The sequence below is a fragment of the Myxosarcina sp. GI1(2024) genome, assembly GCF_053543375.1.
Window position 1 is genome coordinate 1 of record NZ_JBKGTY010000015.1, and the last position, 23,731, is coordinate 23,731.

The following is a 23,731-nucleotide window of genomic DNA, read 5'->3' on the forward strand; positions in this document are numbered from 1 at the left end:
GTTGGGCGAACAAACCTTTGGAGACATTTCCTGAAGCATTAGAAGCTTTTCGTAATCCAAGTTAGTTATGAGAGACCGTATGTTTGCGAATACCTACACGTGCAATTGAACGAGTGATTTGGGATAGTCATTTATGGAGCAAGAAAAGTGAATAACACAGAGAAATTGAAATCTCCTGCACTCGAGCGCCAAGATAGGGGGTCAATCCTACCATTGCTTTTGGAGCCAGAGCAATTAACCCCAGAGCGAGCAGAGTTAGTCAACTATTTAAGTGAGGAGGTAGAAATTGTTGAATTTGAATTAGGCGATTGTTCATTAAATTACCCAGCTTCTCATTCTGATTTTGTTCCTCACAAACAAAACTCCCAGTATTTTTTTTGGGTTCGTGAAGGAAGGTTGAGGTTACTTGGCTTTGACGTACATAAACGACGAGAGGTTTCTACCTACTTACTTACAGAAGGAGCGACTTTTGGAGGAGACTCCTTTTGGTGTAAAACTTGCTTGTCATATAGAGCGATCGCAGCTAGTAAGGTTCGAGTTGCCAGAATTTCTCTAGCGAAACTACAGGCTTTTCTAGAAAAACTACCAGAACTTCAAACAAAATGGCAGACTGAGGCTCGAGAGCGTCAAAAGTTAATCTTTTTTAAAACTCTAACCGAATTGCGTTCCATATCTAGCCACCGTCTGAAACAGCTACTACCGTACTTGGAAGAAAAACAAATTACCGCAGGTGAACCTGTGGCTCGAGCTGATGAGGTCGGTCGCTTCTGGCTACGTAGGGGGCAGATTAAAGACCAAGATATAGAGCTCGGAAGTTCTTGGGGATATCCAGCCGAGATTCCCAAAGCTTGGCTCGCCCAGACAAATTTATCGGTTTATCAGTTGTCTCAACAAAATTGGCAAACTTTCTCCGAACTTGCTCCCACGTTAGTCAGCGCTTGGGATCGAAACTCCGACTGCAAATCTCTAGTAGCACCAGCATCGATAAATGGCAAATCAGGAGGTGTAACCGCTCCATCCTTGCCGATAATTGTAAGTTCTCCTGCTAGCCATCGAGATAATCCTCCTCAACCAAACAAAGTCCCGCAGGGCGATCGCTAAATTAGAACGTTGGTTAGAACAACCAAGGGCGGCTCCCTTAACAGAGAAACTAGAGAAACTCAATTGGCAAACCCTCGAACTCAACCAATTGGTCGAACTCAACCAATTGGTATCAAAATAAGTTTTGGTATAGAAGTATTTAGCTGGCTCAAATCAAAAATGTAATTCATTAAGGAAATAAAGATCGTGAAAATAGGAATTCTCGCTGGAGGACTAGGTACACGCCTAGCTGAAGAAACAGAAACCAAGCCTAAACCCATAGTGCCGATTGGTGGACAACCCATTCTTTGTCATATCATGAGACACTACTATCACTACAATCATCGGGACTTTGTTATTGCTTTGGGTTACAAAGGCGAAGTCATTAAAAAATATATGGTGGATTACTGCTCACTTAACAGTAATCTAACCGTTAACCTCCGAAGCGGTATGGTTAATATGCACGGTGGATACAAGCCAGACTGGATAGTTGAGTTGATTGAAACTGGACTTCGTACAAACACAGGTGGACGCATCAAACGGTTGATTCCTTACATGAACAATGAAACCTTCATGTTGACATGGGGAGATGGAGTTTCAGATTTGAACTTACATGACCTACTGGCATTTCACCGTCAGCACGGCAAATTAGCTACGATGACGGTCGTACGACCTCCGGCACGATTTGGTCTACCAACTTTAGATGGAGATCGAGTTGTAGAATTTTCTGAAAAGCCGCAAATACATGAAGGTTGGATTAATGGTGCATTTTTTGTACTAGAACCAAAAGTTTATGATTACATTGATGACGATTCAACGCTGTGGGAAAAAGAACCCCTCGAACGTCTGGCTAAGGATGAACAGTTAATAGCCTACCGTTATACCGGGTTTTGGCAATGTATGGACACTCTGCGCGATAAAAAGCGCCTACAACGACTTTGGGATAGTGGTGAAGCACCCTGGAAAATTTGGCAAGAAGAGCAAGATGCGAAAGTTAGTTACGAGACATTAGAGTTACAAACATTACATCAGAATGGTAATAGTATTTCTGCTCTAACATGTTAATAACAATAGAAGCGCATTATTGATTGGTATTGATTTTTTTGTTTGCGTAATAATAAAACTACCTTTTCAAATTTTTGAAAATCGACCAATAGAATGAGATGACGCAGTAGATTAATGTTAATAATTTCTCAATAAGTTAGAGATTGTTTATAAAGTAAATCTTAAGACGAGTATAACGTTTAATTTTGTTGGGTTACGGCGAATAGCAAATCATAAGAGTAATTCTAGAAAAATACTCGCCTAACCCAACCTACACAAGCATTTAATTTTTGTTTAACAAACAGTCTCTTAATCTGCCATAATAAATTAATTTCAATAACCTAAGATTTTTTTATTTATAGGTGCTTTCTTAAGATTTGTCTTAGATTTGTTTGTCGCAATAAATTTGCCAGAATGGCAACATTTTGAGAGCTTGCAACTATAAGATTAAACCAAGTAAATTAAGACGTGGGGATGTCTAATGAGCAGATTACAAATTCTGGATTTAAGTTATTGCGAAGCAATATCGAGAAAAAACTTAGAGGTAACAGGTGGAAGATCTTTATTGGAATATTTCGGTTCATCTTGGTTAAATCGACCAACAGAAATTTTTGATAATTTAGATGGCTACGAGAAAACAGAAATCTATTCCGATTCAGAAACTGTTGTCAAAAAGTTAGAAAATTCCAAAACTGGTGAATCTGGATATCAAATTGTAAGTAAAGACGGTAGATCTAGTTCTCTTACTTTAACTAGCTCTAATCCTTCTAGTATATCTACAAGAGCTGTTTCATATTCCATTATCTAAAGTATCTTCCTCAGTGTTACGACTTAGAAGGTTAGCATTTTAAGCATGGCTGAAACAACCTAATTCTGCTAAAACAGTACCTATGTTCGAGCTCTAGACTCCTTAAGTTGCAAAGATTTCACAGAAACTTCCCAAGTCGTGTCAGTATGATGGTTTTAGCGATCGCAGTCTGGGAAACTGACAAAAAGAGATAAGATGCGTTTACCTCGGATAATTATATATTAAAACAGAAGGTTTTAAAAATGTTGATTTCCGATCTACCTTACCTTGAAACAGTTTCATATGACGAAAAAGTTGCAGGTGGTAATTATTTATTAGCAATAACTTCCCATGCCTCCGCACAAGGAGATAATGCTTATACTCTAGCTACTACAGAAGTCGTTCTTGAAAATAAGGGAAAAAAAGTAAAAGCAAATGGCGAGGGAATTGCATTGGCGGTCAGCGAAAAGCATTATGCTGATGTTGATGTATACTCTGCAGGTTTTGAAAAAGTGAAGATAAAAACCAAACATAGAGAAGAAGAAAACTACTCTTTTGAAACCGTTAGAGTAAAAGCCAAGTAAAAGCAATTAGGCTGTGAAACATAACATAAAAGCTGCCGCTTTTCCGGTTTATTTATTTATGACTGACGCGGAGGAGATGTATGAAAGAAGTAAAGTTCGTAAGAATTCAAGAGTTTAGTATCTGAATCACTATATTATTCTAGAATATATAAAATAAATTGCGTACAAAGATCGAAATACCTTTTGCTCTTTCAAAATTTAAAACCCATGCGCTGAAAGAAAGGCTTGGCAGTGATGGTGGCTTCCTGGTTGACTGACAAAACTTATGAAACAGCATAAGAATAGGTCTGTACTTTAAATTCCAATTGATACAAGCGTTGTCGATGTTTGTTGAGTGAGGCTATGGCAGGAGTAGGATCTTGATGACTAGAAAAAGTTACAGAATGAAGTAATTTCCAACCATTCAAAAGTGCAGCTTTGACCCAGTCCCAACCGATACGAAAATAGCTATTACCCCGGAACTAATGAGTATCAACCCATCGTCGTTTACCACTATCAACTACTTCAACTCCTTGTACACTGACATAGAGAGTAGCAATAGCCAAAATAAACCATAATCGGGACAAGGCACAAACATTTCGTATCATCGAATGTTGAACATTCCAGCCTCCAGATTGGTCGTCAAGAAAGCTTTCTTCGATGTCGAATCTTAATCCGTACTCAGCAAAAGTTTGTAGTGTTGTTTTGTGGTATCTAATTTCAGAATGCTGACTCCTCATCACTTTTGTCAAGTCTCTGAATCTTTTATCAGTTCCTGCTTCCAGTGCTTGCTCTTCATCTTTTGTCAGTCAATCAGGGTGGCTTCAGTTAAATAAACGGCTGACTGACAACTTGACTGCCTTTGATTTTATTGCTCGATGGATTAAGCTACCCACGCCATGGCACTAAAAACTTTGTGGCAATAGAAACATTCGATATGACCGTTCACTTCAAGCTCGCCAAATCCAGCGATCGCGCCTTCAACTTCAGCAACATAGATAAATCCGGCTAGAATAAACCTCTACCCATTTTCTAAAGTAGAACGTGAGCATCCAGCGAATTTTGATTCGTTATGTCTGAAAAAAACAGAAAATTGGTGTAGGTTAATTTTTATTCTTAAGCTCTAAAATATCCAACAGCTCTAAAAATACGCCATTAGTCCAGCCAAAACCAATTTCGTTAGAGCTATAGCCAAAGAGAATTTCGTCAGAAACATCGGAAGAAACAGCACAGACATCGTATTTTTCTACTAAAGTCCTATCCTTGACAAACTCTTGAACTACCATGGTCAAAAACTTTTGAGCGATCTGTTTGGCTTGCTCTTTGTATCCATAGCGCATCAAGCCTTCTACGGCAATTAAATTTAAAGGTGCCCAACCAAACGGCGCGTCCCACTGATTGCCACTAACTTGAGTGCTGGTAAGTATGCCCCCTGCTACTTCAAATTTGGCTAAATTTTGCCAGACTCTTTCGGCTTGTTCGGGGGAAGCGATACCCGCCCAGAGGGGATAAAAGGTAGTGGCGTATTCGTACTTTCTCCGCTTGCCCGTCCGAAAATTGTAGTCGAAATAAAGTCCGGCTTCTTCATCCCATAAAAAATGGTCGATACGTTCGTGACGTAAGGTAGAGCGATCGCGCCACTGTTGAGCAATTTCAAAATAACCTAAAAGCTCGTAAATCTTGGCGGTGTCTGCCTCCATTTGACACAGCAAGACATTAAGACAGACAGGAGCGTAATGAATGATATCGACGCTAAAAGGTCCAAAACGGTTGGTAATGTCAAACCCCGATTCGCGCATCGAGCGATCACCTTTATAAAATAAATCGGACAATTGATTGGTATGGCGATCGTAGTATAAATTGACATCATAATCGTCAAAATGAACTTGACGGTAAAATTCTTTGACGCGATCGAAATGAGTTCTCCCTAGTTCGTCTAATTCAGACGCAACTACTTCTGGAGCGGGACCATAACCAAAGCTAGAGTAGTGGGATAGTCCCGTAGCTTGGTTGAGGTGAGGTGGTACTACCCAATAGTAATAGTAAGCTTCAACTACGGGTAAAAGCGATTGCAACCACTGTCTATCTTGGGTATATTCGTAGAGTTTGAGAACCGCGTGAGTAAGTATGGGAGGTTGCGATCGCGTTAAGTAATAGGTACGGTTGGCATTGAGAATCATGCCAAAATGCTCCACTTCATAAGCCAATTGCTCCACCATATTTTTGGCGAGTTCGAGTTCTCCATCTTGTAACAGTCCTAAAATAATAAAATAGCTATCCCAACCATACATCTCATTAAAACGTCCCCCAGGAACTACGTAGGGATGGGGTAGATAAAGTAAACCATGTTCTTTAATTAGTTCGATTTCAGTAGGTAAAACCCGTAGTTCTAGTTGCTGCCATTCTTCGGCTGGAATTATTTGTTGTAAATCGGCTTTAACGCACTCGAAATCTTCTTGAGGTGAAATATAAACCAACCAGGGTTTTTCGGCACTATGTTCTAGCTTGGGATCTTTAGCTGCTGCTAAGAGATCTTTCTGAGAACGAGTTAGAGTCTTCCACGTTTGTTTGATATAGGTTCTAACTCGTTCGATTTGCAAACGGTCGGGAAATTCCATCAATTATCTACCTACTCTACTACCTTAAGTTTTTTACTATTTTCAACGATCTTTTAAATTTTGGTGGTTGTTAAACCAAGCTACTGCTTCTGCTAACGCCAGGTCGATCGCCGTCTGAGGTAAACCCAGATCCTTGACCGCTTTGGTAGCATCGTAAAACATTTTTTGTCGCGACATTCTTACTCCATCTAAAGCCAAGGATGGTTTTTTACCCAAAGGTGCGAGGACTTTTTCATCCAGCCAAGCTACAGTGTAGGGGATCCAGTAGGGAATCTGCTGTCGTGGTGCTGGCAAACTAGTTATTGCAGCCAATTTGGCTAGTAGCTGTTGGAAAGTGAGGTTTTGATTGCCCAGGATATAGCGATCGCCCGTTTGACCTTTTTTTAAAGCCAGTAAATGTCCCCAGGCAACATCTCTAACGTCAATTAAATTCAAACCAGTATCGACATAAAAAGGCATCTGCCGACGCAGAAAACGTAAAATAATCTCTCCCGTAGGAGTAGGTTTGAGATCTAAGGCACCGATAGGGGTGCTGGGGTTGACGATAACTAGATCTTGCCCCAACTGCACTGCTTTATCTGCTTCTCGTTCGGCGTAGTACTTAGATTTTTTGTAATCTCCTACTAGCTTACCCACTTCGCTTTGATAAGTTTCGTCTACGGGGTTGCCGTTTTTACCCACCCCAATTGCCGCCACCGAACTAGTGTAGACGGTACGCTCGATCTTAGCCTGACGTGCGGCTTCTAAGATGTGACGGGTTCCCATCACATTATTACGATACAGCGCGGCGCGATCACTTTGCCAAAGAGAATACTGGGCGGCGACGTGAAATAGTACCTGACAGCCCTGCACTTGCTTGGATAAGCTAGGGGAATTTAAATCTCCTCGTACTATTTCTACATCTAAAGCAGCAAGATTATCCAGACGACTGTTAGGACGAACTAAAGCTCTAACTTCATATCCCTGCTGCAGCAGTAGCCTAACTAAATTAGCCCCAACAAAACCAGTCCCACCCGTTAAGAAAGCTCGCATAGATTTTAATTAAGTAGCAAATAGCAAGTAGTTTACCGATGTTAGGTTTTACTCTTCAATTTAACCTACTTGCCCAAGGCTGTTTTAAGATGGTCTGCTACCCGTAAGGTATTGGCAACAATCGTCAGAGTGGGATTGACCGAACCCATACTAGGTATAAAGCTAGCATCGACTACATAAAGATTTTCGACATCGTAAGTGCGGCAGTTAAGGTCGAGAACGCTAGTTTGAGGATCCAAACCAAATTTACAGGTACCTCCTTGATGCCAAACTACACTTAAAGGCATTTTTTTGGCGAAAAAGAGGAAAAAGCCGACTTCTCTTAAATACCGTTCCCAAGTGCTAATTAGTTCGGCATGAGGTTGGAGATTATTGGCTTGGTAATCGACTTTAATTTTCCCTGCCGAGTTAACCGTGACGCGGTTTTCTAGTCGGGGTAAATCTTCAGTAGTCAGCCACCAATCCACGGAATGACTCGCCATGTATTCTAAAGTTTCTCTGGGAACGGAGTCGGGAGTAAAAATATCCAAGCGATTCCATTTGGCTTTACCCGTAAGCTGGATCTGACCTAATGGATAGTCTTGGTGAGGTCCCTTAAAATAAAAGTCATTAAACCCTAAAGTTTTTTGAAATCCAGTGTGGTTGGGTTTGTCGCTGACTGAAATTAATGCCGAATGATTGTGCAGCATTAAGTTGCGTCCTACCAGACCAGAAGAATTTGCCAAACCGTTGGGATGTTTGTCGTTAGCAGACTTTAATAGCAGTGCGGCTGAATTAATCGCCCCGCAGGAAACCACAAAAGTGTCGGCACTAAAAGTTTGAGTCGTGCCGTCTAATTCTACTTCTATCTCTGTTACTCTTTGTCCACTGGCATTGGTAACTAGCTTAGTGACTAATGCCTCGATCTTTAACTCGACGTTTTCGTAGTTTAAAGCTGGATCGATGCAGGTAACTTGAGCATCACTTTTGGCATCTGCCAGACAAGGATAGGGATCGCAAGTATCGCATTTAATACAGGGACGATTGTGGGGATTTTCCTCATCGCGATTTAATGCCATAGAAAGGTGAAAGGGATGCAATCCCTTTGCTTGGAGGCTATCTGCTACTTCTTGAATTCGAGGTTCGTGAGCGATCGCTCTAAAAGGATAATCGGCAGACATGGGTGGTTCTGTAGGGTCTTCCCCGGACTGTCCGTGTATTTTATACAAACTTTCAGCACGGACGTAATAGGGTTCGATATCCTCATAACTCAGTTCCCAAGCGGGAGAAACGTCCTCGTAGTGCTGGATATCACCAAAGTCTTCGACGCGCATTCTTTGTAAAGCGGCACCATAAACCTTGGTATTACCGCCAACGCGATAGAAGGCTTCAGGACTAAAGGCGCGATCTTGTTTATCCAGCCATTCTTCTGTGGTTTGATATTTTTGTTCTTGAAAGATCTTTTCGGGATTCCAGTTATCTTTTTCTCTGGGAATATAATCACCCCGTTCGAGAATTAAAATTTTTTTACCTGTAGGTGCGAGAGCATAAGCTAATGTGCCGCCTCCAGCACCCGCACCGATAATAATTAAATCGTAGTGTTGTCTCGTCATAGTTAAGGCTCAATCATCAGTTAAATTTTGCTATTACTCCCTCCAATCCTGTATCAAAGATAGGTTGTTAAAAAAGAATGCTACACATAGGTTTTGAGAGGCAAGTGGCAGGGGGCAGGAGAAATTACTCTTGGTGCTAAATTTTCTTATTAGTAGCAAACATTTAAGTATTTCAGGTTAAATTTGCAGCTAAGAGGAATTATTTGCCGATAATTTTCTTTTCTATAGATGCAGTTAAGATGATAATTTCGATACCCAGTCAATCGCCTCGTTGCGAATCGTTTCGATGTCGGGCATTTGGTCGAGGCGCATTAGTTCGGTAATTGCTGCTACCTCTTTATCCCTGCCGCATCCTGCTACTGCTAACACCTTGCTGTCTTTAATATAAAAAGCGAGAAATTCTCGAGCATCTAGATCGCCATTAATAATAACTTCATCCCACTTTTCGGCGTGACCGGCATAGCGCAGTTTGAGATCGTACTGACCAGACCAGAAAAAGGGAACGTGAGTAAATTTTATTCCTTTTCCTAACATATTTAGAGCCGCAATCCGTCCGTGTTGGGCGGCTAGTCGCCAGTGTTCGATACGGGTAGGTTCTCCTGTAGCTGCATAGGGGAAACGAGCGATATCGCCGGCAGCATAGACACTTGGTGCGGCTTCTAAGTATTCATTGACAGGAACGCTATGGTCTTTTTCGTTGAGTTCGATGCCTTCTAAATAGTCAGTAATTGCGGTTACGCCAATGCCAACGATGACTAAATCTGCTTCTAGACGCTCGTCGTTGTCTAATATGACCCCATCGACTTTACCATCTCCCTGAAACTCTTTGGCTTTGGTTTGTAAATAAAACTTAACTCCATTATCTTCATGGAGTTGGCGAAACATTTTTCCTACCTCTTCACCCAAAATTTTGGCAAAGGGAAAGCGATCGGGAGAAACTACCGCCACTTCTAATCCCTGGTTTCTCAGGCTAGCGGCGGCTTCCATACTGATAAAGCTAGAACCAATTATTACCGCTTTGCGAGCCGATTCTACTTGTTTTAAAATCTCTGTTGCGTCTTGAGTCACATGAAGGGTAAAGATGTTATCTAAATCGGAACCTAGTATGTTGAGACGATTGGCTTTAGCCCCTGTAGCTAGTAACAGCGAATCGTAATTAAGAGTGGAATCATCTTCGAAGGCGATCGATTTTTGGTTGACATCTACTTTAGTTACTGCCTTACCAAACAGCAGTTCGATATCATTGTTATCGTAAAACTCACAAGAACGCAAAGGTAAAGAATCTTCATCCGCACCGCCCTGTAAATATGCCTTACTTAATTTAGTGCGATCGTAAGGTAAGTTGGTTTCGTCACTTACTAACCGCAATGCTCCTTGATAGCCATGATGGCGCAGGGTTTCTACTGCAATACTACCTGCCGCACCAGCACCCAAAACTACAAATACCCTACTGTCGATATCCGACTCGGACTTGATTATCATTTCCTTGCGGCGATCGAGTATGGTTTCTGGTAATCTTACGATTACGTCTTCTCCTTCGATCCTGACGGGAAAACTCGGCAAACTGTCCATACCAGGAGGTTCTGCCAGATCTCCATTGGTTATATTGAAACAGGCGTTGTGCCAAGGACAGACAACCCGATGTCCGCATAACACTCCTTGAGCTAAAGGTGCGCCATAGTGAGTACAAAATGCACTGGTGGCATAAAATTTATCATTAATTTTGGCGAGTAATATCTTGGAGTCGCCAAGGTCAACTTGTTGCATTTGACCCGATCGCAGGTCATTTACTTTGGCTACTGTTACTTCGCGTTGATTCATATCGTTACTAATATCGATTAAGTTTAAAATTTTTCTAGAATCTTCTCTGGATGAGGTCTAGATTTTAAAAATAAAACTGCCATTTACCGAACTAAAGGCAGTTGGCAATCGCTCGGTAACTAACTAATTTATATTTCTTAATCTAAATTATGTAGAAATCTAACTCGATTTTCTATCTCACTTTAGTCTTATAAAAGAATTAAGTATCTATCTAACATACTCTAAAACAACGGTGTCTTCTATAATAAGTCGTAATAATTATCTATTAAAAGATAGATATTGCAATCCTAACTAAGTTATCAGAATAGTTCGGTAAATTGTCTTTCGTCATTCATGGTTACTAGCTTCTTTTAGTTCAAAAGAAATCAATCGTACTCCTCTCGGTTCGATTAACAGATTTAATTTTCCCCGTTCTTTAACTGGCAGATGGTATTCCTTATTGACTACTTTAGCAACATCGTCAAGTCTGGCGCGATCGCCTGAATTGGGGATCTGAATTTGAATTGCAATTTTCTTTCTAGGAAATATGGTCTGATTGAGAAAGTTTTTGGCTTTAGCAGTATCGGTATTTACCACCAATGCATACCACTTATTAGAACCCGGGCACTTGTAAAATCCGCCTTGAATATATTGAAGGGGATCGCCTTTAACATAGCGAATCTGGTTCCCAATGACTTGAGGATTGAGATCGGCAACTCGATGTTTTGAGGCACAGCGAAATGCATTTAGGTCGTCAATTGTTTCATCCCAAATTTCTTTTAGCCATACTTTACCGTCTTTCTTATAAGGTATATAAGGAGTATTCGCTGTCTCGGCAATTGCTGGAGATGCCATTGATGCATGACGTCCATAAAATCCGAAAGCATTAATATTGGGAATTATAGCTAGGGAGGCGAAAGTAATAAATTCAAATTCCGCTTTTGAAGGTAATCGGGTGTTGTGCGTTCCATGGGTTTGAGTTGTGAGCATAAAGGGCTTACCAATTGCTGTCAAACGCTCATAGGTACATTGATATTTGGCTACAGCTAGATCTAGTCGCTCCTCAATTTTCGATCTAGAGGAATTTCGGTGAATTGAGTAGAGATGAGTCATCAGCACGTCGTAGCAATCTTTAAGTTGAAATGCCGCAGTTGCTTCGAGGGTATTTTTCCTGCTACCGTCTCTGGGAAAGGGGATAAAAACCCCTTCATGCATGGCTACGGCGACAAAAAGAGGTTTTGTAGAACCAGGTAAACTGGGAGCAGAACGAATCGTATTCTTGATTGCATGGCACTTAGTGTAACCTTGAACCTGCCTATATGTCTTGCATTTATAATCTTTATTAAGCTTGAGCCTGCAATCGCCATCGGCTGTATACATTTTTTTGTTGTATGTAGGTTCGTCTGCTATGTACCAACCAATGACTGCTGGATGAGAACCAAAATCACTCACAAAATTTTTGAGCATCTCGATCGCATCTATCTTTTCCCCTTCTATTTTTTTATTAGTTGGATTTGCAAACTTAGTAGGGTTTTTAGGATCGATTTTTTTAGATAGGAATTGATTGGTTTGTTTGACACTCAGTACGACTTTTTTGTTCATCTGATGAGCGCGATCGAGATATTCTCTAATTGAATGCCACCGCTTTCCCTTGCCTTGTCGATTGTACTCACGAAAAAAATGACTACCAGTATATAAAACGATAATGTTAGCACTATCATTTCGAGGTTTTTTTGAAATGGATGTATTATCGTACCAAAAAATTGGTAGCTTACCTTCTAAGTCAACAAGATTGCTTAAATAGTCTGCATTGAATTGCTGAGTAGAATTTAATGATAAATTTACCTTTTGTGGTAAATTTTGAACCTCGTTTGCTTGAGTACGATAGTTTTTATTTGCGCCACAAGAATAGAAGCTAGACACTACAAACAATAAAGAAAAAAAACTTCGCAGCCATTTAAGAACTGGCATATTTTAAAATCCTTGTTTAGAAAATTCTCTAGAAGTCTAGAAGAAAAATTTTAGATAATGATAACAGTCAAACTCCTAGGGGGTATTAATTATACCCATAAAACCTTAATTAAAACCTTAATGAATTTTTAACTAATTTGCTTTAAATTCAGATGACTGAGAAGTTAAATATTTTTTCATCATCTGAGGATAGAAAATCAAAAAATATATCCACCAAACAACAATAGGAATTGAGATTAAGACGCTAATCCAAATAATATTAAATAACAACCAACTGCCGCCTATTATACTTATTCCAGTTAAAATTATACTCCAAGGTTGGCACCACCAAGGTTTATAGTTCCAAACGCTAGAAGTAGAAGATTTAGTATTTGAATCGATCGCCATAACTAATTTATTCTATATTTACTTATCTACCGATTTTTTGTTTGATTCTAGTTACCAACATCGTCAACTCTGGTAATTTTAACTGCATGGCGATCGCAACAAAAATTCCGATTGCTACTAATGTGGCGATGCCCAACTCTAAAAATAATAATAATAAATTATCGCTACCAATAGTTCGCTCGAAACCCTGAGAGACTAGCCAGCTAGACAAACCGGAGATCGCGCTAGCAATAAGTAGGGCAATCAAATTCTTACTCCAGTCTAGCAGGGGCAAACCATCTAAACGGCAATGTAGGATCCAGACAAAAATTATCGTTGAAGTCAGGTTTACCCCAATAGTAGCCAGAACCAAACCAGGTGCGGCAAAAGCTTTAACTAAAAAATAATCGAAAACGACATTTAAAAAGATATTAATTATGCTGATCCGAAACGGGGTTTCACCATCTCCCAAAGCATAAAACACCCTAACTAAAACGTCTCTGCCTAAATAGAAAAACATTCCCAAACCGTACACCGCCAGTAGAGGAGCGACAAAGCGAGCTGCATCGGCATCAAATTGTGCTCGCTGATAAACTAACTTAACAATTGGTAAAGCCAAAGAGACAAAAATTGCCGTAAAAGGTAACATCGTCAAGGCACTTAAAAATAAACCCTGACGAATTCTTACCTTTAATTCCTGCCAGTTTTCTGGTGCTGCCAAACGAGAAAATACTGGTAGAAAAGGCACTAAAATTACGTTAGAAATAATTCCCAAAGGAGTCAAGGCGATAAAATTGGCAAAGCGCATGGCAGCGGCAGCACCAGCTATTCCCGAGGCAAAATATAAATCGGTGTAGACGTTAATTTGCAACATTCCCGAAGACATAGTAGCGGGTAACATTACCTTTAGTACGTCTTTGACCCCAGAAATACCCCAGTCAAACCGCAGACGTAATCCACCCATACCCGATCGCCAGGTAGTAATTAATTGCGCCAGCCATTGTAAAATAGCTCCTGCTAGGGTGGCACCCGCCAAGAAAATTGCTCCTAACTCGAGATACTGAGGAGTATTGAGTCTTTCTCCTACCCGCCAGAGCAGAAAAGCAACGCTAACGATAACGGTAACGCTAGAAAATAGAGGACTAATGCTAGGCAGCAAATAACTATCAGCAGCATTGAGCGTACCAAAGCCAATACCGATTAATCCTGCTAGCATGGCGACTGGTGCCATAATTTGAAGCTGAAGCACGGCAAGTTCTCTAACCTCTGGCGCTAAATCTGGTCCAAGCAGGTCGATAAAAGTTCCTGCAAAAGCGATGGTAATTAGAGTTACTACAAACAGACTTAAAGTAACTAATGTAGTTACAGTTTCTACTATCGGTGCCGCTTCACTTTTGTTTCTTTTAGCTAAGGCACTAACCAAAGCACTGTGAAATGGTCCGTTGATCCCTCCTAGCAAAATTAATAAAAAGCCGGGAATAACATAAGCGTAGGCGTAGGCATTGATGACATCCCCTACGCCAAAGGCGGCAGCGATCGTTTGTTCTCTGACTAAGCCGAAAACTTTACTAACTAAGGTGGCAAGGGCGACAATGCTGGCAATACCAGCTAGAGAAGGAGAAGATTTTTTGTTAGCAGTCACGATATAGAGTAGGCAAATGGCATACTATATCATAAGGGTATAGCTCGGAAATTTGTAGTGCTACGTGAGCGTCCAAAAAACATACGCGATCGCCGTTATAGGCATTATTTTAATTTTGGTTCCTAGTTTGAGAACGATTGAGATAATATTCTCCTCGTGGAAAGAGATCGCTATTGAGCGGTTGGGGTTGTCCGTCTTTGAGATGAGAAAACATTGCGACTTTCGCGTTTTTGATATCGCGGCGCATAGCCGAAAGATTGAACCCTGCTTTGCTAAGAAAATCTATAACTCTAGGGCGATCGAACTCAGCCAACAAACTATTTTTATCGAACTCCACGGAACGATCGCTGCCAATTAAAATCCAGAGATTTCCACTCATACCGACTCTGGTAACGTAAGGGAAGACACTACGCATGGTTTGTAGGGTTCCCGCACCCACATCCCACTCGACAAAAAAGCCTCCAGCTTTGAGATGCGATCGCACTTGTTGAAAAAATTCAGCAGAATAAAGCATTCCCGCTCGCGATCGCCAGGGTTGGATGGCATCGGCTTCGATGATATCGAATTGTCGCTCTGCCAGGGTTAATTCTCTGCGCCCATCACCGATGATGATTTCATAACGTGGATCGGAAAACAAGTAACGAAGAGGCTTGCCTACGGGGGTTTGTGAGTATTCTTTTAATACCGGTAATTCTGCCCCTAGAAGTTCTACAATGCGTATGTATTCGGTATCTGGGTTAACGCCAATCGTATGGGGTGTACCGCCCGAACCCAAGCCGATTATCATTACTTCAGTAGGCTCAGGATGCAATAAGGCGGGTACGCTACCTAGTAAGCCGTGAAGGTGTAAATAGGGAAAATTCGCCTGAATTTGACCGCTAGCTAGTAGTATGCCTTTTTTGTTTTCCTCGGTTTCAGCGATCGCAGCGACGCTGGTAGAATCTTCGGCATGAATGAAGTAAGTATCGGGTTTAATTCCGTGTAAGGCAGCCCAAAGGCGATTATTATTGGGAAAAAAGATAATGATAACTGCTAAAATACTTCCCAAAACAGTGGTAAATTTAAATGGCTGCCAGTTAGGACGAATCGCAAAAATCAAGCCCAAGCCGAGCAAGGCAAGCAATCTCAAAGAACCCGAAGTTCCTAATTTATCTAGTAATACTAAGCCAGTTAGTAAACCTCCCGTGGTATTGCCCAAAATATTAAATAGCATTAAAAAACCAACTCTTTTGCCAATGCGATCGCGCTGCGTTTGGACGGCTTTTTGCACGATGGGAAAGTAAAAGCCTAGAAGTAAATTAGGGATGACCATCATTACCGTAGGCACTACTAAATATTTAAACCATACTGCAGTGTCAATGTTATTAGGATTAATATAGCCAATATCCGAGCGCAACTCTGGATGCCATTGCCAATAGATACTAATTCCCCAGATGGCGATCGCGCTATAGGCAGCAACCATTCCCTGAATTAGTAAGAATACCTGCCTAGGCTGACGAATATATTTAACTGCCTTTGCCCCCAATATACTACCCAAGGCATTGCTAACTAACACAAAAGCCAGCAGGTGAGCGTAAGTATAAGCATTAGACTGAAGCGCAATATCTAATACCCGAAACCAAATTATTTCGAGGCAGATAGCTCCAAAACCCGATAAAAATACTAAGCAATACCATTCTGCAGGCGAAGTGGTTGGAGAAGGCAATTTTTGAAGTGAGGTTTCTTCGCCGATAGAAGACGCAGTAATTTCATTATTGACAGCATTTCCAGTTTTTCTACCTCGAGAGGTAAACTGAAAAGATAAGATTAACGCAGATATCCCCACTAAAGCACTAGCAACCGCACCCAAATAAACCGTACCCGCATAACCTAAAGTACCGACAAGATACCAGCCAGAAACCAAGGTACCCAAACCAGAACCTAGAGTATTAAACCCATACAGCCAACCGATCCGAGAAGCAGCTTGAGCGATACTGTTGCTGACTACCCGAGACAAGAGAGGTAAAGAAATTCCCATTAAAGTTGTGGGAATTAGCAAGCAAAAAAAAACAATCGCTAGAGTTAGGGGTAAAGAGTCTGCCAGATAATTAAACTTGAGAAACAATAAATCGTAAAATAAAAACCGACTCAAAATTGCGAAACTGGCAATTCCCAAATTACAACAGCCATATGTTCTCACCCGTTGAGGATTATTGAGGCGATCGCCAATTATCCCCCCTATGGTATTTCCTACTCCCAAGCCCAACAAATAGGAAGTGATAATGATTGTCGCTGAACGTACATCAGAACCAGAAAACAAGCCCAACATTCGCTGCCAAGCAACTTGATATAGCAGGGCATTAAAACCAGAGATAAAAAATAGCAAGAATAAAAATGGAAGTATTTTTGAGGCGCGATCTGAAGTTACAGAAGCAAATTTAAAAGTAGACATACTACATGTAGGGTCAAATAGGGAATATATATCGCGTCTAATTTGAAACCTGTAGTTTTTTATTTTTCTACTTCAGGGTAATCGCATCAAACGGATAGAGGGAAGAATGGGACAATAAGATATTTATTCCCATGAGGAAAGAGTCCCTGAAAGAATCGATAGAAGAGCATTTTGGCAAGATACCCCAGAAATGAGCCCGTTTTTGACAGTTTGAGAAGAAGTACAATTGGGACAAGTCGGCATGAGTCGATCACAATGGCAAAAATTTCTACACTCTTAATCATTACATCTCGAGCACTACCAATTTTAGTTAAATTCGACCGATGGCTTTTAAAATTAGTGATTTAACTTCGACGACGGCAGGAAGTTTTCGTAGCAGTGGTACCCAATACTTGAGCTTGCGCATATTTTCTCTGACAAACTTGGCATTGTAATAATAGTTGGGTTTCATTGATTGAGGCTGTGGAGGTTTATCGTTACAAATATCCACAAACAGCTCCAACCACTGTTTAGTAATTAGTTGAGGAGAAAAATTATTTTTGACAAAATCAATTCCATTCGCACCAAGCTCTCTAGCTACGGTAGGATTATTCAAAAGATACAAAATATTTTGCCTTAGCTCCCTGTCATTGTTTCCTAATAGTCCCGTTTGCTTGTGAAGTACGGTATCGAGTAGTCCCCACTTGGCACCAGAAACTACTGGCGTACCGCAAGCTTGAATTTCTAAAGCACTTGCGGGACAGACCTCGGTAAAACCAGAAGGATTGATAACTCCAACATCAGCATTTTGCAAAATTTCAATTTTTTCTGTGCCTAACAAACCAGCAAAATAGACGGACTTCATTATCTTGCCGTTTTTGTCAGACAAAAAGGGACGGATATATTGTTTCTCATAATTTTCTTCGGCAATTCCCCATTTTCCTAGTTTACTGACACGGTCATAAAGCTGTCCGCTTCCGATTACAATGAGCTTGGCATCAGGACTTTTTTTAGTAATAGAAGGCCAAACTCTAGCGAGATGATGAAATCCTTTTGGTGGAATAATGTTTCCCAGAAACACAACCTTATTGCCCTCTTTAATAATTTCCTGCTTGGGAACAAAATTTTCAAAACTAAATAGGTCAAAAATACGGATTGATTTGGCAAAAATTTGATGATCCCGTAGTAGATCTAGCTGTTCGTGACCTACACAAACATGAGCTTTTATTTGAGGACAGTTTGCTATTCGCTCTAATCCCCGACAATCAGGTGTATTATTGGAACGGGCTATTGCCTTAAGTTTAGATTTTTCTAGGCGATCGTATATTGGATGATTTCCTATTTGTGACCTAAAGACCAAAATGTCACATTCTAAAGTTTCACTTTTTGCGACGGCATCGAGATCGCCTTCTACATGATAAGTTTTCAAAGAAGGAGGCAATAACTCTAGACTATTAGCAAGTAATATGGGCTCTACGCGATCTCCATAGTATTTGTCTAGATAATATGCTGTGGCAATTGTGGTAAACTGAGTACCACCAACCCCAGGATTTCCTCTTTCTGGATACCTCAGATCTACATCACTACATCCTTGATTTTGTAGATAAAATCCTACTTTAATTTTATGTAACATCAAAAAAATATATATTAAAATATATTATTTGCACATTTGTTTAACATTTTTTAATTTATCTAGTTTTACAATTCATTCCATCCACTGGACATTAGTAAATTTATCTTTCATGGAATATAGATATACTGCTTTACACTTATAATAATTATTAGAGTAAAATTCAACAGGTTTTCCGAGTAGTGCTCCGGCAATAGCTAAATGCAGTCTATTAGTTTTTATCTTATCGTATTGATTAATTATATTAAGTAATCGGTATGATGAATTAAAGGCAAGTTGCTCATTTTTTGTTCCATATTTAAATTTTAGTGACAGATCTACATTATTTTTAGGGATTTTGAGATCGGTTCTTTCTCCATCTGTTCTAAAACAGTTTAAAATCTTTTTTTCACCACTGGTAAATACTCTTTCAATAGACTTTTGTAACCTAGTAAGATAATCTTCTAACATAACAACTGGTGAAGGAACACTATATTCTAGCCGCTCATCTTTTTTTAACTTAGAAACCATTTTGATACCTAAACTGTTTAATAATGAAACTGGCTTTTGAGCAAAAGTATCTTTTACGTCTAAACTAAACGCCAAATCATCCATTAGCATTATATTAGCTTTTGTTGCCAACCTTTTTACATGATTATAGGAAATTTGTTCTCTACAAATAATTTCTACATTATTACCTAATTCTTGAAGCAAATCTTCATGAGTATTAATAGTGTGTGGTAATATTACCAATTTTTTTACATGAGAATGAAATGCCTCAATTATGTTCCTTGCATGTCCATAATAATTATTAACTAAGTTGCCTCCACCAGCATAAAATAGTATTTTATTTTTTGGCTTGAACTCGTTAAAATTTATAATTTGATAATTTATATTATTTTTTTTGAAAATTTGAAAAGTTGCATGAGCAATTAAAGAATCGCCTGAGTTACCTGGATTAGGACAGTAATATATCGGTTCACCAGAAAATGATTTCAAATATTGCTCAATTTTCATATGTTTATTTTTCTTAAAACTTAGATATTTAACAGTTTGTTAAACTGGATAATTATAATCGCTTAAATTTAATTTATATTTATCTTGCAACTTGCTATTAGATTTCCCAAAATAATTATTTATTTTAATTTGCATAAACGGACTAATTTTATATTCTTTTCTTTTCCCACTCCTTAAAAAATCCAAGATAATTTGTTTAAAATAATCTGGCATAATTTTATCTAGCTTGTTTGAATTCAAGTTAGGCAATAGTTTTTTTCTGCAGAGCATCCTATATATATTATATCTGTAAGACAAGGACGAATTTTCATGTTTATTCCTGAAAGCCAATTGTGTGTATTTTAATTCTATACCTAGAAACTGTGAAAATTTATGAGCAAAATATTCAGGCTTGTAAACTAGATCTTCAAAAAGAAATAAACCTACATTACTTTTGCCAAACATCTCAGAATAGAGCTCTACAATTTCATAATATTTTAAATTACTAAGATATTTAGTATGATTATCTTCGAGAGCAATTTTAATCCAATTATCAAGAGACACGGGTTTGCCAATCATTACGCAACGCGGATCGAAGGGCCATTCTCTATATTTGGATATAATTATATTTGACTGATTTCTTAAAATTATTATAATTTTTGCATCAGGAAATATTTCTTTTAATCTATCAGCTTTGTTTTTTATATCACTATGAGAAAAAGCAACCGATGTAAATCTTTCGTTACTAAATAAATTAATAGTTTCAAGTTTAAACAGTGGCTTAATTGATTCTTTGTATAATTGAATATTGTTACTACGACGATATTCAATTCCATCTGTCATAACAAGATTATGGTAAAATTTTCTTAGACTTTCATTTTCAAAATATGCACATTTATAATTTATTTCGCTACTATCTTTTCCAAGATTATTAGTCGGGTATATTCCAAGATTATTAATTTCTGGATGTTTATCAAATAGATGCTTTTGAAGGGTAGTGCTAGCAGCTTTTGCATACCCTATGTGAATATATATTTTTGAGCTTCTATTTTCCATAAATTTAAAATAAATAAAACTTTATCTCTTGGTTGAAACATTTAAATTATTCTTTGTAACTTAGTATTTGTTAGCATTGTGGTTTTCATGAAATACACTTGATATGAATTAAGGTTTGGAAACTCCCAAATTAATTAAAATCATTTAAATTAACTCTTGATGTAGTTTTTGGTCGATAATTTTTAATATATAAAAGCTATAATGTTAATTAGAATTATTGATGAACATCTCTGGTTTCTGTGAATTTTCGTCCATCTGTATATTAACCATACTAACTATTGATTTAAGTTATTTATTTACACCTCAGTAGTCGTAGTTTTTAGATGGCCTAAATGCAACAACAGTAAAATTAGATTTCAACCATGACTTTAAATTTGGTAAGACATAGAATGGAATACTTAAAAGTTTTAACTTTTTACTCATATTTTTATAAGAGCCTCTGTAAATAATACAATCGATTGAAAATCCTGATTTAGACAAGAATTCGGATACTTCAATAGCAGTGTATTCTCGAACATGACCCATATGACCAATAGTATTTATTTTATTCCACTCATGAAATAAGTCACTTGCACAAGAATAACTCTTATTTCGTAAAAAAAAATTTATAACGCCAACTAAAGATTTTAGATTAGGAGTAGATAAAAATAAAATACCTCCAGGTTTCAATATTCGATATACTTCTTGCATTGTAAATACCAAATTTCCTCTTAAATGCTCAAATAACTCATTGAAAATTACTGCATCAAAGTAGTTGTCTTGCAAAGGCAATGGTTCATTATCTACATTACACTTAACTATATTTATCTTTAATTTATCTAAATACTTAAATCGTTCTGGTGCTAAATCTATACCAGTGATATCAAATCCTCTTAAACTTAAAGCTTTTGTCAAAACGAAAGGAGCAGCTCCGTATTCGCAGATAGAAGCATGTTGAGGCAAATATTTGTTTACTAAAGAAATGTCTAAAGGATAAGTTGGACTATTTTTCATCTTGGAGATGTAAGATCTAATCCATCCCGCTGAATCATTTATCTTTAGATTTTCTATCTCATGTATAGCTTGGTTAATAAGTTCAATAAATTCTAGTCTTGGATTTTCATTTAAAAAATCAACAGTGATTTTATTGTGTACTTTGCTATTCATGCTCATAACTACATAACTAATTTATTTACATAACTAATTTATTGTAAGTAATTGTATATTATTAATTTCGCTTTGCCTACTCTTTTTCATTCATAATAATCTTTTTAATTCACACTAAATAATATTTAAAATGATCTTAAAACTACTTCTTGATAACTACCTGCTCGAACTATACGACCTTTCTCTAATGCATAAACGCGATCGCAATGCTCGACTGTAGAAAGACGATGAGCAATAATAATTAAAGTTTTCGTTCTAGCCAAAGATTTAATTGCTTCACTTACGAGTTTTTCAGTTTCATTGTCCAATGCAGCAGTAGCCTCATCGAGAACCAAAATTTCTCGCTCATGGTACAGCGCACGAGCAATTCCTACTCGTTGGCGTTGACCTCCAGATAAGCGTACTCCTCTTTCGCCTACCTCTGTGTGAATACCACTAGGTAGCTCGTCGACTAGTTCTCGTAACTGAGCCGCCTCAATCGCTTTATTTAATCTTTCTGAGTTAATCGAACTATGTGAAACACCAAAAGCAATATTTTTTTCGATCGTGTCATCTAGCAGAAAAATTGACTGAGGTATATAGCCGACCAAATTCTGCCAGGAACGAAGATCGTTATATATCGATACATCATCAACTAGTATATCCCCACTAGCTGGTTCTAAAAGACCTAAAATAATATCTACTAATGTAGTCTTACCCGCACCAGATTTACCAATTAGAGCAATGGATTCGCCTTTTTTAATGCTCAAAGTTATATTATCGATCGCCTTGCCCGAGGCTCCAGGATATTGATAAGACACTTTATTAAGTTCCACGCGAGCTTTAAAAGCAACTGCTTGACTCGTTATCTTCTTAAAGGGTGTTTTTGTATTTCTTAAGTTAGCTAGAGGATGTAAATAGTCGTCTATTTTTTCTTTCTCAATTTCTCTAAGGTCTAGATAAAGCAGATTGAGAGTGTGAGAACCTTTGCGCATCTGATTTAGTGACTGTATACATTGACTAGATGCTGGCAGTAAGCGTATAGAAGCAACTGCAAAAACACCGAGTACTCCAGTAAAATCTTGTATATTTTGCCTTAATAAAATTTGGGACAGAGATATGAATAATACTGAAAATACGATCGCGATTGTTTCGATTAGAACGCGGGGTAGTATTTGAGAGCTTTGAAATAAAGTTGCTACTCTGGTATTTCTATAAGCTTGCCATTCCATTTGTTCTTGAAAATATGCTTCACAGCCAATAACTCGCGTTTCTTTTAATCCTCCCAATCCATGATTGATCGCACGAACTATCTCTCCGCTCGATTGAGATGCTATCTGACCCCATTGTTGAAATTTTTTTCCTAGTAGCTGAAATAAAATAAAAATAGGTAGAAAAATTCCTAAAATTATTGCCAATAAAATTGAGTTTGTTTGAGCTAGTAATAGTAAAAGGAAACAGATGACTACAAAATTAGCAACGAGATTGAGAAAAGGCAAAATGCAAAAGTGATAAAAATGAGTGCATTCGAGAATAAGATTTTTGATTAGATTGGCAGAATTTCGACCTAAATGAAATTCATAAGGAACTGTTAAATAAGCTGTCATTAGTCTAGACATCAGCTTCCTTGTTTGCTTGAGGCTGAAATAAATAATATACGATCGAGCCAAAAAATATAATATCGACTTAATGCAAAAAAATGCGATTATTACTAAACCAAAAAACAACAATAGTTCGTTACTAGTATCTATGTTAAGTTCAATCGCAGTGTTAGATAAAAATAATGGTAAATCATCAAAGTTGGGATCGGAAGCGAAGCTAATAAATGGATTGAGTAAACCAATACTAATAGCTTCTAAAATAGAAGAAACTGTAAAGCACAGCAATAAGAATATAAGCTTAATTTTCGAACTAGAAAGAACGTATAGAATTTTCGACAAATAGGTAAGCATCTTTTATTTATCTTTACAATTAACCAAACATACTCTGGTATATAAACTCATCTGTGAGTATCTTCCCTAAGAGTAGTATAAGATAGCG

The 23,731-nt window shown here is 38.4% G+C and carries 17 protein-coding genes; 4 read left to right on the forward strand and 13 right to left on the reverse strand.

The window, feature by feature from the left end:
- Nucleotides 1-147: 147 nt before the first annotated feature.
- The 4 genes from ACLFKQ_RS28445 to ACLFKQ_RS28460 all read left to right on the forward strand — a co-directional run bounded on the left by ACLFKQ_RS28445 (nt 148) and on the right by ACLFKQ_RS28460 (nt 3,495).
- Nucleotides 148-1,101 (forward strand): cyclic nucleotide-binding domain-containing protein, encoded by a 954-nt coding sequence (locus tag ACLFKQ_RS28445; protein WP_449002995.1) that lies wholly within the window; start codon nt 148-150, stop codon nt 1,099-1,101.
- 186 nt (nt 1,102-1,287) lie between these two features.
- Nucleotides 1,288-2,145, forward strand: a complete 858-nt coding sequence (gene rfbF, locus ACLFKQ_RS28450; RefSeq protein WP_449002996.1) for a glucose-1-phosphate cytidylyltransferase — start codon at nt 1,288-1,290, stop codon at nt 2,143-2,145.
- Between the two features lie 460 nt (nt 2,146-2,605).
- Entirely contained in the window at nt 2,606-2,932 is a 327-nt protein-coding gene (locus ACLFKQ_RS28455; protein WP_449002997.1) for a hypothetical protein, read from the forward strand.
- Nucleotides 2,933-3,174: 242 nt separating this feature from the next.
- Nucleotides 3,175-3,495: a hypothetical protein gene (locus tag ACLFKQ_RS28460; RefSeq protein ID WP_449002998.1), complete on the forward strand. Its 321-nt coding sequence runs from the start codon at nt 3,175-3,177 to the stop codon at nt 3,493-3,495.
- Nucleotides 3,496-4,577: 1,082 nt separating this feature from the next.
- Here ACLFKQ_RS28460 and ACLFKQ_RS28465 read toward each other — a convergent pair.
- The 13 genes from ACLFKQ_RS28465 to ACLFKQ_RS28525 all read right to left on the reverse strand — a co-directional run bounded on the left by ACLFKQ_RS28465 (nt 4,578) and on the right by ACLFKQ_RS28525 (nt 23,643).
- On the reverse strand, nt 4,578-6,092 hold the full coding sequence (locus ACLFKQ_RS28465; RefSeq protein WP_449002999.1) for a trehalase family glycosidase: 1,515 nt from the start codon (nt 6,090-6,092) through the stop codon (nt 4,578-4,580).
- Nucleotides 6,093-6,134: 42 nt separating this feature from the next.
- Nucleotides 6,135-7,124: a hopanoid-associated sugar epimerase gene (gene hpnA, locus ACLFKQ_RS28470; RefSeq protein ID WP_449003000.1), complete on the reverse strand. Its 990-nt coding sequence runs from the start codon at nt 7,122-7,124 to the stop codon at nt 6,135-6,137.
- Nucleotides 7,125-7,189: 65 nt separating this feature from the next.
- Complete coding sequence (locus ACLFKQ_RS28475) at nt 7,190-8,716, reverse strand: GMC oxidoreductase (RefSeq protein ID WP_449003001.1); 1,527 nt, start codon at nt 8,714-8,716, stop codon at nt 7,190-7,192.
- 234 nt (nt 8,717-8,950) lie between these two features.
- Complete coding sequence (locus ACLFKQ_RS28480) at nt 8,951-10,537, reverse strand: FAD-dependent oxidoreductase (RefSeq protein WP_449003002.1); 1,587 nt, start codon at nt 10,535-10,537, stop codon at nt 8,951-8,953.
- 327 nt (nt 10,538-10,864) lie between these two features.
- Nucleotides 10,865-12,487: a hypothetical protein gene (locus ACLFKQ_RS28485; protein ID WP_449003003.1), complete on the reverse strand. Its 1,623-nt coding sequence runs from the start codon at nt 12,485-12,487 to the stop codon at nt 10,865-10,867.
- Nucleotides 12,488-12,619: 132 nt separating this feature from the next.
- A complete protein-coding gene (locus tag ACLFKQ_RS28490) occupies nt 12,620-12,874 on the reverse strand; it encodes a DUF6737 family protein (protein WP_449003004.1) in 255 nt (84 codons plus the stop codon).
- A 22-nt stretch (nt 12,875-12,896) separates the two neighbouring features.
- Nucleotides 12,897-14,495 carry a murein biosynthesis integral membrane protein MurJ gene (gene murJ, locus ACLFKQ_RS28495; protein ID WP_449003005.1) on the reverse strand — a complete coding sequence of 533 codons (1,599 nt, stop codon included), beginning with the start codon at nt 14,493-14,495 and terminating at the stop codon, nt 12,897-12,899.
- A gap of 109 nt (nt 14,496-14,604) precedes the next feature.
- Nucleotides 14,605-16,926, reverse strand: a complete 2,322-nt coding sequence (locus ACLFKQ_RS28500; protein WP_449003006.1) for a fused MFS/spermidine synthase — start codon at nt 16,924-16,926, stop codon at nt 14,605-14,607.
- A gap of 310 nt (nt 16,927-17,236) precedes the next feature.
- Nucleotides 17,237-18,538, reverse strand: coding sequence for a glycosyltransferase family 4 protein (locus tag ACLFKQ_RS28505; RefSeq protein ID WP_449003007.1), 1,302 nt, complete (start codon nt 18,536-18,538; stop codon nt 17,237-17,239).
- Nucleotides 18,539-18,610: 72 nt separating this feature from the next.
- Nucleotides 18,611-19,531 carry a polysaccharide pyruvyl transferase family protein gene (locus ACLFKQ_RS28510; protein WP_449003008.1) on the reverse strand — a complete coding sequence of 307 codons (921 nt, stop codon included), beginning with the start codon at nt 19,529-19,531 and terminating at the stop codon, nt 18,611-18,613.
- 39 nt (nt 19,532-19,570) lie between these two features.
- Nucleotides 19,571-20,566 (reverse strand): sulfotransferase, encoded by a 996-nt coding sequence (locus ACLFKQ_RS28515; protein ID WP_449003009.1) that lies wholly within the window; start codon nt 20,564-20,566, stop codon nt 19,571-19,573.
- Between the two features lie 303 nt (nt 20,567-20,869).
- Entirely contained in the window at nt 20,870-21,712 is an 843-nt protein-coding gene (locus tag ACLFKQ_RS28520) for a class I SAM-dependent methyltransferase (RefSeq protein WP_449003010.1), read from the reverse strand.
- Nucleotides 21,713-21,837: 125 nt separating this feature from the next.
- Nucleotides 21,838-23,643, reverse strand: a complete 1,806-nt coding sequence (locus ACLFKQ_RS28525) for an ABC transporter ATP-binding protein (protein WP_449003011.1) — start codon at nt 23,641-23,643, stop codon at nt 21,838-21,840.
- Nucleotides 23,644-23,731 lie beyond the last annotated feature (88 nt).